The organism is Actinospineispora eucalypti, from assembly GCF_039543365.1.
Lineage (GTDB): Bacteria > Actinomycetota > Actinomycetes > Mycobacteriales > Pseudonocardiaceae > Pseudonocardia > Pseudonocardia eucalypti.
On record NZ_BAABJP010000043.1, the window covers coordinates 173,387 to 187,603 of the forward strand.

The following is a 14,217-nucleotide window of genomic DNA, read 5'->3' on the forward strand; positions in this document are numbered from 1 at the left end:
CCTCGGGGGTCTGACAGTTTGGAGTTTTCCCGTTTCGCCACGGGAGGAGGGGGTGCTCTCCTACATTCGGCGCATGGACGCGACGAGCTGGATGGCCGACTACCAGCGGCGGATCGGCGAGCTGGAGGCCCGGGCCAGGCAGGCCCAGGATGCACTGCGGTCCGTCAGCGCCACCGTGTCCAGCGCGAACGGCGCGGTCACGGTCACCGTCGACCGGGACGGCGGGCTTCGCCAACTCATCTTCACCGAGCGCGCCGACGACCTGTCTCGGCCCCGTCTGGCCGACGCCGTGCTGGACGCGGTCCGCCGGGCGCGGGCCGACGTCACCCGGCACACCGAGGAGGCGCTGCGGCCGCTGCTCGGCGACGCCGGCCTGGAGCGGTTGCGGCCATGACCTCCCCGGCCGACCGGTACCGGGTCGCCGACGAGGACCTGGCCAAGCACGAGACCCACCTGAACGGACTTTCCGGGCGCATGCGGCAGGCCACGCGGGCCGCCTCGCCCATTTCCCCCGCCGCCTACGGGCTCATCGGCCAGATCTTCGCGGCGCGCACGGCCGACGCCGAGACGAAGGCCGCGCAGGCGGTGAACCAGCTGGCCCAGGCGGTCAACGCGGACGGCACGCGGATCAAGGACACCCGGATCGCCTACCTCGGCAACGAGCTCGAGCTGAGCCGGCGGATGAACCGGACCTACCCGCAGGGCAACGACGTCGACATGCGGCCGGGCGACCAGCGGCCGATCCCGAACACTCCGGCCCCGGGAACGCCGGGCGGCGGTCCTTCCGGGAAGGCCCCCGGGGGCAACGGCGGTGGCGGCGGCCCTTCGGGCAAGGACGCCGGGGGGAGCGGCGGCAAGACCCCGGGGGACAGGGGATCCGGGGGAAGCGGCGGCCCGGCGGAGAAGGACGGCACCCGACCCGACCAGGAGCGCACGGCCAACAGCGGTCTCAAGGACGCGCTGGACGGGCGCCGGGAGGCCGAGCGGAAGCTGGACCGGTTGGACGACGCGCTGGGCCGCAACGAACAGCGGCAGAACGCGCTGGACGGCCGCCGCGAGGACCTGGAGCACCGGCTGCACGACGACCCGGGCAAGGCGGAGCGCAAGCGGATCGAGCGTGAGCTGGACGGGCTGGACCGGGAGCGGGACCGGCTGGACCGCGAGCACGACCGCCTGGAGCGTGACCACCGCCACGCCGACCGGGACTACGAACGCGCCGACCGCCAGGTGGACCGGCAGGAGCGCGCCGACCGCAACGACGCCGACCGCAACGATCGGTCAGGAGAATCGGCGAAAGAGCAGACCAACGCCGGACCGGCAATGCAACTCGGGGGAGTCCCGCAATGGCCGACCAGCCCAACCCGCTCATTGTCCAACCAGAGTCGCCGGGACGGTTCGAGGGCGCCGGAATCGTCTCCGACGTAGCCGACACTGTCCAGGGGATCCGGGACGGCGACCCAGCCGGCGCCGGGCTGGCCGCGACCGGCGGGGTGCTCAACCTCATCGAGGACACCACCGACCCGCTGCAGGCGCTGGCCAGCGCCGGGGTCGGCTGGCTGATCGAGCACCTCGCCTTCCTGCGCGAGCCGTTGGAGGTGCTCACCGGTGACGCCGCGCAGATTCAGGCGCACGCTCTCACCTGGCAGAACGTCTCGAAGCACCTGTCCGAGACGGCCGACCAACGGGAACAGGGGCTCACCGGGCTGGCCGGTTGGCAGGGCGTGGCCTCCGAGGCGTACCGATCGGCCACGGCGCGGCAGGTGGCCGAGATCAGGGACGCGTCGGCGGCCTCCGCCGAGCTGTCCGAGCAGATCATGGTGAACGGCGTCCTGGTGGCCACCGAGCGGGCGATCATCCGCGACACCATCGCGGACTGGATCGGGAAGCTCGCGGTCAGTGCGGTTGCGGCCGGGCTGTTGGCCCTGGTCAGCGCCGGGATCAGCGTCGGTGGCTGGGTGGCTCAGGCGGTGATCGAGGCGACCCGGCTGGCCGCGAAGCTGACGGCCCGGATCGCCAAGCTGTACCGCGTGCTCAGCAAGGCCGCCGAGGGGCTGGCGAAGCTGGCCGACCGGGTCGGGCGGCTGGGGCAGGCGGGTCCCGTGCGCCGCGCCGCCGACGCGACCAGGAAGGCCGGGGACGAGTACGCCGACACCGCGGGGCGCCTGAACCGGGGTTCCGAGCGGTTGACCGAGCTCGCGGACCAGGGGGAACTCGGCAACCGGCCGAAGCTGGAGCGACCGAAGGCGCCGCCGCCCCCGGGCCTGGCCCCGGACGCCGGCGATGCCGTCGAACTCGGCAAACAGGCCAACTCGGGGGACCGGAAGCTGGCCGCCGCGCCGGTCGCCGGCCGGGAGTAACGGCTCGGTGCGACTCCCGGCGCGGGGGATCGATATAACGAATCAATGTCGCTATTGTGGCCCGGGTGGGTATCCCGACGTCGGTGTGGTTCGTCATCGCCGCCGTCGCGCTCGTCCTCGGGCTGCTGCTTCTGCGGGCCGACCAGCGCGCCGGCGGCGCGCAGTCCCGGGACCGTGGGCGATGGGCGGCCGAGAAGGAATGGGAGTACCTGGACAGCGATCCGGTACTGCCCAGCCGGTGGCGCTACGGCACCATTCACCAGGGCGGACCGGGGGTGGCGCGCAACCTGGTCACCGGTTCCGTGCCGACCCCGGAAGGGCGCCGGCTGATCTACGTGTTCGACCACGAGCAGGCCGGGCGCCTCACCTCGGTGGTGGTCGCGGTGCAACGCCGGAACACCCTCGGCGGCGCGTTCGAGCTGCGCCTGCCGTCCGCCCCGCTGCCCGATGACGCCGGCCTGGACCTGCTGGAGCCGGTCGGCCAGCGCTACGCCTTCGTGACCGACGCCGCCGTGGTCCGCCCGCTGCTCACGCCCCGGCTGGTGCGCGCGGCCGACGCGGTGGGCGACGACATCGAGCTGCTGTGGGCCGAGGAGTCCTGGGTGCTGTGCACCGCCCCGCTGGACTACGAGCCCGAGCAGCTGCAGGACCTGCTGGACCAGCTGGTCGAGGTGGCCGGCGCGCTGGAGGAGGCGTCCCGGGGCGGGCCGGGCGCGCTGCCGGCCGGGCCGACGTCGTTATCCGGTTCGTCCGCCGCCACCTGGGCGCGCTCGCTTTCCGGCCGCACCGGGGTGACCACCTCGCTGGGCAACCTGGACCGCTCCGGCGACGTCACCGAGCCGCTCCGGGGCGGGAGCGACCGCGGGCAGCTGACCGAGGAACTGGACGAGGACCTGGAGGAGGAGCCCGGCGCCGAGGGCGAGCGGGAGGAGACCTACTGGGCCGAGCGCGGCCAGGCCAGCGCCGGCCAGGCGCGAGGAAACCGGCCGGCCGGCGCCGACGCGGATGCCGGCGCCGACGCGGATGCCGAGGTGGAGGTCGACGAGGCCCCGGCGGCCGAGGGCCAGCCGCCGGAGGAGCCGGAGGACGAGAGCAAACCGGCGGTCGTCCGGCCGATCCGGACCGAGGGCGGGCTTTCCCCTCGGGAGCGTTCCGTAGCTTCCCGCGCGGCCGCCGAGCGGGCCGCCGCGGAACGAGCCGCCGCCGAGCGGGCCGCGCTGGACCGGGCGGCCACCAGCAAGGCCGCCGCCGAGTGTTCCGCCGCCGAGAAGGCCGCCGCCGACAAGGCGGAGGCGGACGACCTGGACATCATCGGGTTCGGCAAGGGCGCCAGCAACGGAACCGGCCCGGGCCCGCGTTGACCAGTGCGTTGGTCACCGGCGCCTCGGCCGGGCTGGGGGCCGCGTTCGCCCGCCGGCTGGCCGCCGAGCACGACCGGCTGGTGCTGGTGGCCCGGGACACCGCCCGGCTGACCGCGATGGCCGACGAGCTGGGCGCGCGGCACCGCGTGGAGGTCGAGGTGCTCACCGCCGACCTGGCCACCGAGGCAGGCCGCGCGGCGGTGGCCGAGCGGCTGACCGACCCCGGGGTGGACCTGCTGGTCAACAATGCCGGCATCGCGCTGAACGGCGAGTTCCTGGAGCTCTCCGCCCAGGACCAGCAGCGCCTGCTGGACATCAACGTGACCAGCGTGCTGCTGCTGACCCACGCGGCGCTGCCCGGCATGGTGCGACGCGGTCGCGGGGCGGTGGTGAACGTGTCCAGCGTGGCCGGGTTCGCCGTCTCGCGCAGCGCCACCTACGGCGCCAGCAAGGCCTGGGTGACCACGTTCAGCGAGGGGCTGGCCGGGGCGGTGGGCGGAACCGGGGTGCGCGTGATGGCGCTGTGCCCGGGCTTCGTGCGCACCGAGTTCCACCAGCGGGCCGGGATGGACGTCGGCGCGCGCACCGGGCCGCTCTGGTTGGATGCCGACCGGGTGGTCGCCGACTGCCTGGCCGACCTGGCGAGGGGCCGGGTCATCTCCGTGCCCAGCGTGACGTACAAGGCGTTGGTGGCGGCGATCGACGTGCTGCCCCGCCCGGTGGTGCGGAAGCTGGCCAAGCGGTTCGAAGGGAAGCGGGCGTGACGATTGGCGGGGGTCCGGCGGATCGGGACCGGGACCGGCTGGCGGTGCTGGTGCGCGAGCTGGCCGTGGTGCACGGGCGGGTCACGCTCGCCTCGGGCGCCGAGGCGGACTACTACGTGGACCTGCGCCGGGCCACCCTGCACCACGAGGCCGCGCCGCTGATCGGCCGGTTGGTGCGGCTGCTCACCTCCGACTGGCCGTACGAGGCGGTCGGCGGGCTGACCCTGGGCGCCGACCCGGTGGCCACCGCCATGCTGCACTCCGCCGGGCTGGACGGGGTCGCGCTGGACGCGTTCGTGGTGCGCAAGGAGACCAAGGCGCACGGCCTGCAGCGCCGCGTGGAGGGGCCGGACATCGCCGGCCGGCGGGTGCTGGTGGTGGAGGACACCTCGACCACCGGCGGATCGGTGCTGCAGGCGGTGCGGGCGGTGCGGGAGACCGGCGCGGAGATCGTCGGCGTGGCCACCGTGGTGGACCGGGACACCGGTGCCCGTGAGGCCATCGAGGCGGAGGGGTTGCCGTACCGCGCCGTGCTCAATCTGGCCGACCTGGAGCTGCCCACCTAAGGTCACCACTCACCGAGCGGTTCGGCCCGCTCGTCGGCGTGTTATACGCGTGATCCCCACTACACGGTCACGGATCGGTTACGGTGTGTTCCATCAGCCGGTGCTCGACCGGTTGGTACGCCTGGCCGGTTCGTCTCCCCATCAGCCGGCATTCCCCCGGGCGGCCGTTGCGACTCAGGATGGGGACGCGGTGCCACGCTCCCCGCTACGGCACCGCGCCGACGCGGAGCACAACCATGGGTGGACGCCACGGCGCGAGCAGTGGTGGACGTTCGGTCGGTGAGATCCTCGCCTCGGTCGCCGCTGGCCAGGGCGCGGCGACCGCCGTGGCACCGACGCGTTCGGTGTTCACGGTCGCGGCCGCCGCGACGGTCGGCGCGGGCATGGCCGCCGCCGGCGCCACCGGCACCTTCCCCGCGATCCAGGCCCCGGACCTGCCCGACTTCACCTCCTCCGGCTCGGAGGCGCACATCGCGCCCGCCGCGGCGAGCAACGCCCTGCCGGCCGCCCCGGTGGCCGGCGGCGCGGTCTCCTCGTCGGGGCCGGCCCAGCCGATCAGCTCCAGCACCGGCACGGTGATGGCCGGCGACATGCACCAGACCGACGCCAGTGAGATCGCCGCGCTGTCCCGCGCGGTGCGCCTGGCCGGGCCGGGCGCCGGTGGGGTGGCCGGCGCCGTCGAGTCGGTGATCGACGCGGCGCTCAAGCTGCCCGCGAAGATCGGCGGCGTGCCGATCGTCGGCCTCGCGGCCAACCAGGACGCCGCGCAAGCACTGCGCAACGCGGCCACCAAGCTGGGCAAGCCCTACATCTGGGGCGCCCGGGGTCCCAACGCCTTCGACTGCTCCGGGCTCATGCAGTGGGCGTACAAGCAGGCCGGCATCAAGCTCCCGCGCAGCTCCACCGCGCAGTCCCAGTTCGGCCAGGCGGTCTCGGTGAAGAACCTGCAGCCGGGCGACATGGTCTTCTACTACACGCCGGTCAGCCACGTCGGCATGTACATCGGCAACGGCAAGATCCTGCACGCCTCGGAGCCCGGCAAGCCGGTGAAGATCTCCGACGTGGACGCCTTCCCGATCCACAACGCGCGGCGCGTCACCTGACCCGAGGCTCCGGCTGGGATGATGGGCGGCATGGTTGCCGATGCCCAGCCCGGGCCGACCGAGTGGACGGTCGGCGAGCCGGTCGGCGTCGGCCCGTGGCCGGGTGAGCCGGAGGACTGGCCGGACGACCCGCGCTACGACGCCGAGCTGCTGCGCGACGGCGACCGGCGCAACGTGGTGGACGCCTACCGCTACTGGGGCCGCCCGGCGATCATCGCCGACATCGACACCCGCCGGCACCCGTTCCACGTGGCCATCGAGAACTTCGCCCACGACCACAACATCGGCACCGTGGTGCGCACCGCGAACGCCTTCGCGGCCGCCGGCGTGCACATCGTCGGCAAGGCGCGGTGGAACCGCCGGGGCGCCATGGTCACCGACCGCTACCAGCACCTTTACCACCACCCGACGGTCGCCGAGCTGCTCGCCTTCGCCCACGCGCACGGGCTCACCCCGGTCGTCGTGGACAACGCCCCCGGATCGGTCCGCCTGGAGCGGGCGGAGCTGCCGAGGGACTGCCTGTTGGTGTTCGGGGCGGAAGGGCCGGGGGTGTCGGCGGAGGCGCGGGCGGCCGCCGCGCTGACCGTGTCCATCGCCCAGTTCGGGTCAACCCGCTCGATCAACGCCGGCGTGGCTTCGGGGATCGCCATGCACGCCTGGGTGCGCCAGCACGCCGACCTCACAAAGGCCTGGTGACGCCCAACCGGGTGTGCGCGACGGCGGCCGCCCGGTTGGCCACCGAAAGCTTCTTGTAGATGTTCTCCAGGTGCTTGGACACGGTCCGGGGGCTGCAGTTGATCGAGCGGCCGATGGCCGCGTTGGTGCGGCCGAGCGCGACCTGCTCGAGCACCTGGGCCTCCCGGCTGGTCAGCTTCCCGGCGCCGGCCGGTGCGCCCTGCCGCGCGCGCAGCCGGGCGCGGCACCGGCCGAGCGGGCCGCGCAGCAGGTCCAGCAGCTCCCGGTCGGCCTCGGTGAACTCGCCGCTGGCCCGGTTCAGCGCGAACGCGCCGACCGGCCCGCCGCCCAGCGACAGGCCCACCGCGAGGATGTGCTCGGCCGGCCTGGGCCGGTAGCACTCCTGGTAGAGCGCGAGCTTGTGGAACTGGGCGGTGGTGAGGAAGTCGCTCATCCGCAGGGCCCGGCCGTCACCGGTGATGCGGTGGTACGCGGCGACCGGGTGCTGGTGGAAGTGGCGCAGGAAGCCGTCGCAGACCTCCGGGGTGAGCGTCCCGCGCGGGTGGTCGATGTACCGCACCATCGGCGGCGAACCCTCCACCACCTCGGTGTAGGTGATGAAGTCACAGCCGATCAGGTCGGCCAGCCCGGGCAGCAGCGCGTCGAGCAGGCCGGCCTCGTCGGTCAGCCCGGTGAGGTCGGCGACCAGGGAGAGGGCACGATCGACCGAGGCGTGCGGCAGGTACACCGCGCCGACGGTCCTCCCCGGGTTCGGCCAGGTCAAGCCCCGGAGACGTTACGGAGACAGCTCGTAAACGAGATTGAAATCGGTCGACGTGGCCACCCGAGCGTCCGAGAAGCCGGCCTCGCGGGCCAGCTCGCAGGTCCGGCGCGGGCCGGCCTGGTTGCCCAGCCCGGCGCCGGGCGGCCCGGACAGCCCGCTGGGCAGGCACACCAGCAGGGAGGCGCCGGCCAGCAGCCGGCCCAGCGGGTTGAGCGCGTCGCCGACCCGGTCCCAGCTCATCGGCTCGACCAGCATGACCCGGCCGTCGTCGGCCACGGCCGCCCGCGCCGCGCGGAGCGCCCCCAGCGGGTCCGGCATGTCATGCAGACAGTCGAAGAACGCGATCAGCTGGTATCCCCCGGCCGGGTCGGCGACGAGGTCCGAGGCGCCGGCCACCCGGAAGTCCACCCGGTCGGCCACGCCCGCTTCGGCGGCCCTGGTCCGGGCCAGCTCGATCGACGGTCCGTGGTAGTCCACGCCGATGAACTCGCTGGCCGGGTACGCCTGGGCCATGATGATCGTGGAGGCGCCCAGCCCGCAGCCCACGTCGGCGACCCGGCCGCCGGCGGTCAGCCGTTCCGGCACGCCGGTCAGCGCGGGGATCCACTCGCCGGTGAGGTGGGCCAGGTAGCCGGGGCGGAAGAACCGCTCGGTGCCCACGAACATGTCCGGGTGGTGTTCGTGCCAGCCGATCCCCTCACCGGTACGGAAGGCGTCGGTGAGCCGGTCCAGCATCCGGGTGGCGGCGGTCAGGTTCTGGCAGGCGCCGATCACGTACGCCGGGCTGTCCGGGTTGGTGAACGCCTCGGCCTGCTCGGCCGACAACCGGTAGCGGGCCGTTTCGCCCTCGCCGTCGTCGTAGGTGACGTAGCCGGCGGCGGCCATCGCCAGCAGCCATTCCCGCAGGTAACGCTCCGACAACCCGGTCCGGGCGGCCAGTGCGGCCGGATCCACCGGGCCGGAGGAGGCGAGCGTGGTGAACAACCCGAGCCGGTCGCCCAGCAGCGCCAGCGGCAGGGTCAGCGCCCCGCCCGCGTCCGCGATCACCTGGCCGACCAGCTGCTCCAACGCCTCCGGGTTCACCACCGGTGCCGACTCGGTCGCTGTCATCTCCGCCTCCCAGGTTGTCTGGTCCTGGTTAGCCAACGGCCGCGGCGGGCGGGCGTCCATACGTACAAGCGCGTACGCCGTTCAGCGTTCCCGGGTGAGGATGGTCTTGAAGTCGCCGGTGCGGTAGTGGCGGGCGAGCAGGCGCGGCGCGTCGTCGAGCGGGCCGAGGGTGGTCACCACGCGTTCCGGTCGGAAGCGGCCGCCGGCGATCAGCTCGAGCACCTCGGGCAACAGCGCGCGCACGTCGGTGCGGCCGATGTGGAAGGTCACGTTCCGTCCGTACAGCCGGGTGACCGGGATGCGCGCGGTGCGGTGCAGTCCCCCGACGCAGCTGCAGACCCCGTCCGGCGCGGTCGCGGACAGCGCCGCCCACACGCCCTTCGCGGTCGCCGTGGCCGACACCACCAGGCCGGCCGGCGGCGTCTTCCGCAGCTCGTCCGGGGTGAGCGCCTCGAAGCCGAGCTGGGCGGCGGCGGCGCGCACCTCCGGCCGCCCGTCCACCAGCCGGACCCTTGGCGCGCCCAGGGCCAGCGCGATCTGCCCGGCGTACAGCGGCACGCTGGGGCTGAACAGCGTCTTCCCACCGAGGCAGGCCACGATCAGCACCTCGGTGCCCGGGTCCTGGGCGAGCAGGCGCGGCAGGTGCGGCGCGATGTGCCGGTAGGCGTCGCAGATGGTGTCCGCCGTGCTGGCCGCCGCGACCGGGCTGACCCCGGCGGGCAGCGGCACCAGCATGGCGTCCGCGTAGGGGACCGCGACCTTGTCGGCCAGCGCGCCGCCCCAGTGCCCGCCGCCGACGCCGAAGCCGTACATGGAGATCGGCGGCACGCCGGCGCAGTTGCTGGTGTGCCCGGCCCGGCACGGCCCGCACCTCCCGCAGTTGATCTCGAACGGCACCACCACGAGCTCACCCGGGCGCACCGTGGTCACCCGTTCCCCGACGCAGAGCACCTCGGCCACGCACTCGTGCCCGATGGTGAAGCCCAGTGGGAACGGGGTGGCGCCGAGGGCCAGCGAGCGGTCCAGGTCGCAGGTGGCCACGGCGACCGGGGCGACCACGGCGGCGTCCGGGCCCGGGGTCTCCGGTGCCGGGATGTCCCGCCACTCCAGCCGGCCCCGGCCGGAGGCGATCATTGCGCGCATGGTCGGCCGGGTCGGGTTGCGGCGTTCCCGGAGCCATTCCTTGGTCGCCGCGACCAGCCGGTTCACCCGGGGCCTGGCGTCCCGTTCCAGCGCGATCTGCCCGGCCGCCGCGGCCGACGGGGAGATCATCGTGCCGACCCGGCGGAGCGTTCCCCTCGGCCGGTGCCGAACCCGGTCCGCCCCGTCCACCCGGATCGGCGGCTGCGCCGCCGGATCTCCCGTCGGGCCGGTACCGGCCCGGGCGACGTGGCCGATTTGCGCCGCCTCGTTCTCGTCGGTGCGCGTCAACGGATCTCTCCCTCGCTCGGCGACTAGATAGATCGTTCTAGCTGGAGAGCTTAGTCTCCTCGGCGCCTGAGAGGGTTCGGCGCGTCCGGAGAAACGATTGCCGCTTCCGGCATGTGTAACGGCGTTTTTATGCCGGTAGCGGCAACCGCTTCCGGTGACCGGCCGCACACTCTCTCCCGGCCAGCCGATGGGGCGCGTTCAGGGCGTGGAGGGGACGGGCTCCTCGTCCAGGGGTTTGCGCATCTCCTGCCGGTACCGGTAGATGCCGTAGCTGGTGCCCAGGATGAAGAACGCGACGGACGCGACGGTGACCGCCTGCTTGAGCCAGGGCAACGAGTTGAGCAGGCCGGCGCCGTAGTACCCGGCCAGCAGCAGGGTGGGCACCCAGACCAGCGCGCCGACGGTGTTCGCCAGGATGAACTTGCGGTTGTCCATCCGGGCCGCCCCGGCGATCATCGGCGCCAGCGTGCGAATCCAGGGCAGCCAGCGCGCCACGACGACGGACCAGAAGCCCCAGCGGTCGATGAACGCGCGCGCCTTGTTCAGGTTGGCGCGGTTCAGGATGCGCCCGTCCTTGCGGGCCAGGATGTGCGTGCCGGTGCGCCGGCCGATCAGGTAGCCGACCTGGTTGCCGGCCACCGCGAGCACCGAGGCCGACCCGGCGAGCAGCCACGCGCCCAGCTCGTAGTCGTGCGAGGCGAGCACCACGCCGGCCGCGAAGAGCAGCGAGTCACCGGGCAGGAACAGCCCGATGATGAACGCGCACTCCAGGAACACGAACGAGAGCACGACCAGCCAGACCGTCGTGGGTGCGGCGTGCTGCAGGAATCCAACAGCCTGCAACTCTGTGCTCACGGCGCTCCAGATCAGGGTTGGCTAGCGGGGCTTTCGGTCGGCACGGCACGGCCCTTCTCCCGCCGGGCCTTCACGAACTCCACCACGATGGGCAGCACCGAGATGGCCACCACCGCGATGAGTATCAGCTCGATGTGCTCCCGGACGAACTCGAAGCCGCCCAGCCAGTATCCCAAAAGAGTGACCCCGGCCGCCCACGCAATACCGCCGATGAACGAGTAGGTCATGTAGCGCTTGGCGTCCATCTTGCCCACGCCGGCCATGACGGTGATGAACGTGCGCACGATCGGCACGAACCGGCCCAGCACGATGGCCTTGTTGCCGTACTTCTCGAAGAACTCCTGGGTCTTCTCCACGTACTCCCGCTTGAACAGCCGCGAGTCCGGTTTGTCGAAGATCGCCGGCCCGGCCGCTCGGCCGATCCAGTAGCCGCAGATGTTGCCCAGCAGCGCACAGGCCACGAGCAGCGTGCAGAGCAGCCACAGCGGGGTGTCCAGCACGCCGGTGGCGACGAACAGCCCGGCGGTGAACAGCAGCGAGTCGCCCGGCAGGAAGAATCCGACCAGCAGGCCGCACTCGGCGAAGATGATCAGGCACAGGCCGGCCAGGGCGAACGGGCCGAGCGCCGGGATGATGTAGTTGGGATCCAGCCACTTCGGCCCGAGGGCAAGCACGGTGCTGGACGCGAGGGCGATGACGGGGTCGCTCACAACACTCCACGGTACCGGTCCCGCGCGCGCGGCCCGGCGCGGGTCAGAACGTGGGCAGCGTCCCGGGGGAGAGGATCGAGACCAGGGCCAGGCCGACACCGACCAGCGCGCCGAGCAGCACCGCGATGGTGAGCACCCAGCCGAACGGGAACGGGCGGGGCGGCGGCGCGGGGCGGCGGGTGCCCGGCGGGTGGGCTTGGCTCATCTCGGGCTCATCTCGGGAGGCTCCTCTACTGGACCGATCCGGACCGCTCGGCCATCAGCTTGGACATCGCGTCCAGCGCACGGCTGGCGGTGGACTTGACCGCGCCCCGGCTGATGCCGGCGGCCTCGGCGATCTGGGCCTCGCTCATGCCGCCGTAGTAGCGCAGCACCAGCACCTCGCGCTGGCGGTCCGGAAGTTCGCGCAGCGCCTCCACCACCGACTGGTGCTCGACCGACAGCATCGCCATGGACTCGGCGGAACGGGCGGTGACCTGGTGCGGCGGGACGTACTCGCGCGCGGTGCGGCGGCGGCGCAGCACCGAGCGGGAGCCGTTGACCACGGCGGTGCGCAGGTAGGCGAGGGCGGCGTACTCGTCGCGCAGCCCGGACCAGTTGCGGTGCAGCCCGGCGAAGGCCTCCTGCACCACGTCCTCGGCGGTCTGCGGCTGGTCCACCAGCAGTACCGCCATCCGGACCAGGCGCACCCGGTGCTCGGCGTACAGGTCGGCCAGGGTCTTGGCCTTGAGCTGGGTGGGCACCGCGGCCGTGTCGATACTGCGCAGCCGAGTCAGCGTGCGCTGCACCAGTCCCTCAACGGGTTGGGTGCTCCGCTCGGTGGTCACGGTCCGAGAGTAGCCACGTAGTCGTTGCGGGCGTCGGTTGGTGGGGGATACTGGGCCCATGCCGATCGCTTCCCCTGAGGTCTACAACCAGATGCTCGACTCCGCCAAGGCGGGTGAGTACGCCTTCCCGGCGATCAACGTGACCTCTTCGGAAACGCTGAACGCCGCGCTGCGCGGCTTCGCCGAGGCGGAGAGTGACGGGATCATCCAGGTGTCCACCGGCGGCGCGGAGTTCCTCTCCGGGACCCGGGTGAAGGAGATGGCCGTCGGCGCGGTCGCGCTGGCCGAGTTCGCGCACGTGGTGGCCGACAAGTACCCGGTCAACGTGGCCCTGCACACCGACCACTGCCCGAAGGACAAGCTGGACGGGTTCGTCCGCCCGCTGCTCGCGGTGTCCCAGGAGCGGGTGGCACGCGGGGAGAACCCGCTGTTCCAGTCGCACATGTGGGACGGCAGCGCGGTGGAGCTGACCGAGAACCTGGCCATCGCCGAGGAGCTGCTGGCCGTCGCGGCCAAAGCCAAGATCATCCTTGAGGTGGAGATCGGCGTGGTCGGCGGCGAGGAGGACGGCGTCGCCAACGAGATCAACGAGAAGCTCTACACCACACCGGGCGACTACGAGCGCACCATCGAGGCGCTCGGCGGCGGGGAGAAGGGCCGCTACCTGCTGGCCGCCACGTTCGGCAACGTGCACGGCGTGTACAAGCCGGGCAACGTGAAGCTGCGCCCGGAGATCCTCAAGCAGGGCCAGGAGGTGGCCATCTCGAAGCTGGGCCTGCCGGCCGGCTCCAAGCCGTTCGACCTGGTGTTCCACGGCGGTTCCGGCTCGCTGCCGGAGGAGATCGCCGAGGCGGTCGGCTACGGCGTGGTGAAGATGAACGTGGACACCGACACGCAGTACGCGTTCACCCGCCCGATCGCCACGCACATGTTCACCAACTACGACGGCGTGCTGAAGGTGGACGGCGAGGTCGGCAACAAGAAGGTGTACGACCCGCGCTCCTACCTCAAGGCCGCCGAGGTCGCCATGGCCGACCGCATCGTCACCGCCTGCCAGAACCTGAACTCCGCCGGTCGCAAGCTGCGCTGACGCGCTCGTGAGCCCCGGGTTCGGCCGGTAAGGCAGAATCCGGGGCATGCACGGCAACCTGCTCGGCCCCGAGCCCACCCTGCTGCCCTCCGACCCTTCGGTGGAGGAGGCGCTGGACGCCGGGCAGGACCCGGCGGTCGTGGCCGCCGCGCACCCGGCCGCCAGCGCCCCGTGGGCCGCGCTGGCCGAGCGTGCGCTGGACGCCGGGGAGAACGTCGCCGGCTACGCCTTCGCCCGCACCGGTTACCACCGGGGCCTGGATGCGCTGCGCCGCAACGGCTGGAAGGGCTTCGGCCCGGTGCCGTGGGCGCACCGCCCGAACCAGGGTTTCCTGCGCGCGCTCGGCGCGCTGTCCCGGGCCGCCGAGGCGATCGGCGAGCAGGACGAGGCCATCCGCTGCCGCGACTTCCTGGCCGACTCCGACCCCGCTGCCCCCGCCGCCCTGGGCCTCGCCTGACCTACCCTCGCGGGTGCTTACCTGACGATTGGCTGACGGTTGTTCTACCGTCGGCCGGTTTAGTTCGTTTTGGCCAGGGAATTTGTCCGGTTGGCTGATAACCGATTGAGGGTGTCTTAGGTCGATC

17 protein-coding genes are annotated in these 14,217 nt (G+C 72.7%); 10 read left to right on the forward strand and 7 right to left on the reverse strand.

The window, feature by feature from the left end; all coding sequences use genetic code 11:
• Nucleotides 1-73 precede the first annotated feature (73 nt).
• From ABEB12_RS32440 to ABEB12_RS32475, 8 genes are all read left to right on the forward strand, one after another.
• The gene (locus ABEB12_RS32440; protein WP_185066258.1) at nucleotides 74-394 is read left to right on the forward strand and encodes a YbaB/EbfC family nucleoid-associated protein; all 321 of its coding nucleotides are present in this window, start codon (nucleotides 74-76) and stop codon (nucleotides 392-394) included.
• Complete coding sequence (locus ABEB12_RS32445) at nucleotides 391-1,425, forward strand: hypothetical protein (RefSeq protein ID WP_185066257.1); 1,035 nt, start codon at nucleotides 391-393, stop codon at nucleotides 1,423-1,425. Before ABEB12_RS32440 ends, ABEB12_RS32445 begins: the two co-directional genes overlap by 4 nt.
• A complete protein-coding gene (locus tag ABEB12_RS32450; RefSeq protein ID WP_185066256.1) occupies nucleotides 1,344-2,357 on the forward strand; it encodes a hypothetical protein in 1,014 nt (337 codons plus the stop codon). The genes ABEB12_RS32445 and ABEB12_RS32450 overlap by 82 nt, the downstream gene beginning before the upstream one ends.
• A gap of 65 nt (nucleotides 2,358-2,422) precedes the next feature.
• Nucleotides 2,423-3,718: a type III secretion system chaperone family protein gene (locus ABEB12_RS32455; protein ID WP_185066255.1), complete on the forward strand. Its 1,296-nt coding sequence runs from the start codon at nucleotides 2,423-2,425 to the stop codon at nucleotides 3,716-3,718.
• Entirely contained in the window at nucleotides 3,715-4,482 is a 768-nt protein-coding gene (locus ABEB12_RS32460) for an SDR family NAD(P)-dependent oxidoreductase (RefSeq protein ID WP_185066254.1), read from the forward strand. Before ABEB12_RS32455 ends, ABEB12_RS32460 begins: the two co-directional genes overlap by 4 nt.
• Entirely contained in the window at nucleotides 4,479-5,048 is a 570-nt protein-coding gene (gene pyrE, locus ABEB12_RS32465; protein WP_185066253.1) for an orotate phosphoribosyltransferase, read from the forward strand. Before ABEB12_RS32460 ends, pyrE begins: the two co-directional genes overlap by 4 nt.
• A gap of 236 nt (nucleotides 5,049-5,284) precedes the next feature.
• The gene (locus ABEB12_RS32470; protein WP_345703329.1) at nucleotides 5,285-6,151 is read left to right on the forward strand and encodes a C40 family peptidase; all 867 of its coding nucleotides are present in this window, start codon (nucleotides 5,285-5,287) and stop codon (nucleotides 6,149-6,151) included.
• 30 nt (nucleotides 6,152-6,181) lie between these two features.
• Entirely contained in the window at nucleotides 6,182-6,847 is a 666-nt protein-coding gene (locus ABEB12_RS32475) for a TrmH family RNA methyltransferase (RefSeq protein ID WP_185066251.1), read from the forward strand.
• Here the strand turns inward: ABEB12_RS32475 and ABEB12_RS32480 are convergent.
• The 7 genes from ABEB12_RS32480 to ABEB12_RS32510 all read right to left on the reverse strand — a co-directional run bounded on the left by ABEB12_RS32480 (nucleotide 6,831) and on the right by ABEB12_RS32510 (nucleotide 12,603).
• Entirely contained in the window at nucleotides 6,831-7,610 is a 780-nt protein-coding gene (locus ABEB12_RS32480) for a helix-turn-helix transcriptional regulator (RefSeq protein ID WP_345703330.1), read from the reverse strand. The two genes, ABEB12_RS32475 and ABEB12_RS32480, sit on opposite strands and share 17 nt — an antisense overlap.
• Nucleotides 7,611-7,622: 12 nt before the next feature.
• Complete coding sequence (locus ABEB12_RS32485; protein WP_185066250.1) at nucleotides 7,623-8,720, reverse strand: methyltransferase domain-containing protein; 1,098 nt, start codon at nucleotides 8,718-8,720, stop codon at nucleotides 7,623-7,625.
• A gap of 81 nt (nucleotides 8,721-8,801) precedes the next feature.
• Nucleotides 8,802-10,151, reverse strand: coding sequence for an alcohol dehydrogenase catalytic domain-containing protein (locus tag ABEB12_RS32490; RefSeq protein ID WP_185066249.1), 1,350 nt, complete (start codon nucleotides 10,149-10,151; stop codon nucleotides 8,802-8,804).
• A 198-nt stretch (nucleotides 10,152-10,349) separates the two neighbouring features.
• A complete protein-coding gene (locus ABEB12_RS32495) occupies nucleotides 10,350-11,006 on the reverse strand; it encodes a DedA family protein (RefSeq protein WP_345703331.1) in 657 nt (218 codons plus the stop codon).
• Nucleotides 11,007-11,017: 11 nt separating this feature from the next.
• Complete coding sequence (locus ABEB12_RS32500) at nucleotides 11,018-11,716, reverse strand: VTT domain-containing protein (RefSeq protein ID WP_185066248.1); 699 nt, start codon at nucleotides 11,714-11,716, stop codon at nucleotides 11,018-11,020.
• A 43-nt stretch (nucleotides 11,717-11,759) separates the two neighbouring features.
• On the reverse strand, nucleotides 11,760-11,921 hold the full coding sequence (locus ABEB12_RS32505) for a hypothetical protein (RefSeq protein ID WP_185066247.1): 162 nt from the start codon (nucleotides 11,919-11,921) through the stop codon (nucleotides 11,760-11,762).
• A gap of 25 nt (nucleotides 11,922-11,946) precedes the next feature.
• Complete coding sequence (locus ABEB12_RS32510; RefSeq protein WP_185066246.1) at nucleotides 11,947-12,603, reverse strand: SigE family RNA polymerase sigma factor; 657 nt, start codon at nucleotides 12,601-12,603, stop codon at nucleotides 11,947-11,949.
• Here ABEB12_RS32510 and fbaA point away from each other — a divergent pair.
• Nucleotides 12,602-13,633 carry a class II fructose-bisphosphate aldolase gene (fbaA, locus tag ABEB12_RS32515; RefSeq protein ID WP_185066245.1) on the forward strand — a complete coding sequence of 344 codons (1,032 nt, stop codon included), beginning with the start codon at nucleotides 12,602-12,604 and terminating at the stop codon, nucleotides 13,631-13,633. The two genes, ABEB12_RS32510 and fbaA, sit on opposite strands and share 2 nt — an antisense overlap.
• 46 nt (nucleotides 13,634-13,679) lie before the next feature.
• The gene (locus tag ABEB12_RS32520; RefSeq protein WP_185066244.1) at nucleotides 13,680-14,090 is read left to right on the forward strand and encodes a DUF3151 family protein; all 411 of its coding nucleotides are present in this window, start codon (nucleotides 13,680-13,682) and stop codon (nucleotides 14,088-14,090) included.
• The last annotated feature ends 127 nt before the right edge of the window (nucleotides 14,091-14,217 follow it).

Coding starts and splice junctions, on each gene's coding strand:
- ABEB12_RS32440 (WP_185066258.1), top strand. CDS start 74: ATGGACGCGACGAGCTGGATGGCCGACTACCAGCGGCGGATCGGCGAG.
- ABEB12_RS32445 (WP_185066257.1), top strand. CDS start 391: ATGACCTCCCCGGCCGACCGGTACCGGGTCGCCGACGAGGACCTGGCC.
- ABEB12_RS32450 (WP_185066256.1), top strand. CDS start 1,344: ATGGCCGACCAGCCCAACCCGCTCATTGTCCAACCAGAGTCGCCGGGA.
- ABEB12_RS32470 (WP_345703329.1), top strand. CDS start 5,285: ATGGGTGGACGCCACGGCGCGAGCAGTGGTGGACGTTCGGTCGGTGAG.
- ABEB12_RS32475 (WP_185066251.1), top strand. CDS start 6,182: ATGGTTGCCGATGCCCAGCCCGGGCCGACCGAGTGGACGGTCGGCGAG.
- ABEB12_RS32485 (WP_185066250.1), bottom strand. CDS start 8,720: ATGACAGCGACCGAGTCGGCACCGGTGGTGAACCCGGAGGCGTTGGAG.
- ABEB12_RS32505 (WP_185066247.1), bottom strand. CDS start 11,921: ATGAGCCAAGCCCACCCGCCGGGCACCCGCCGCCCCGCGCCGCCGCCC.
- fbaA (WP_185066245.1), top strand. CDS start 12,602: ATGCCGATCGCTTCCCCTGAGGTCTACAACCAGATGCTCGACTCCGCC.
- ABEB12_RS32510 (WP_185066246.1), bottom strand. CDS start 12,603: ATGGGCCCAGTATCCCCCACCAACCGACGCCCGCAACGACTACGTGGC.
- ABEB12_RS32520 (WP_185066244.1), top strand. CDS start 13,680: ATGCACGGCAACCTGCTCGGCCCCGAGCCCACCCTGCTGCCCTCCGAC.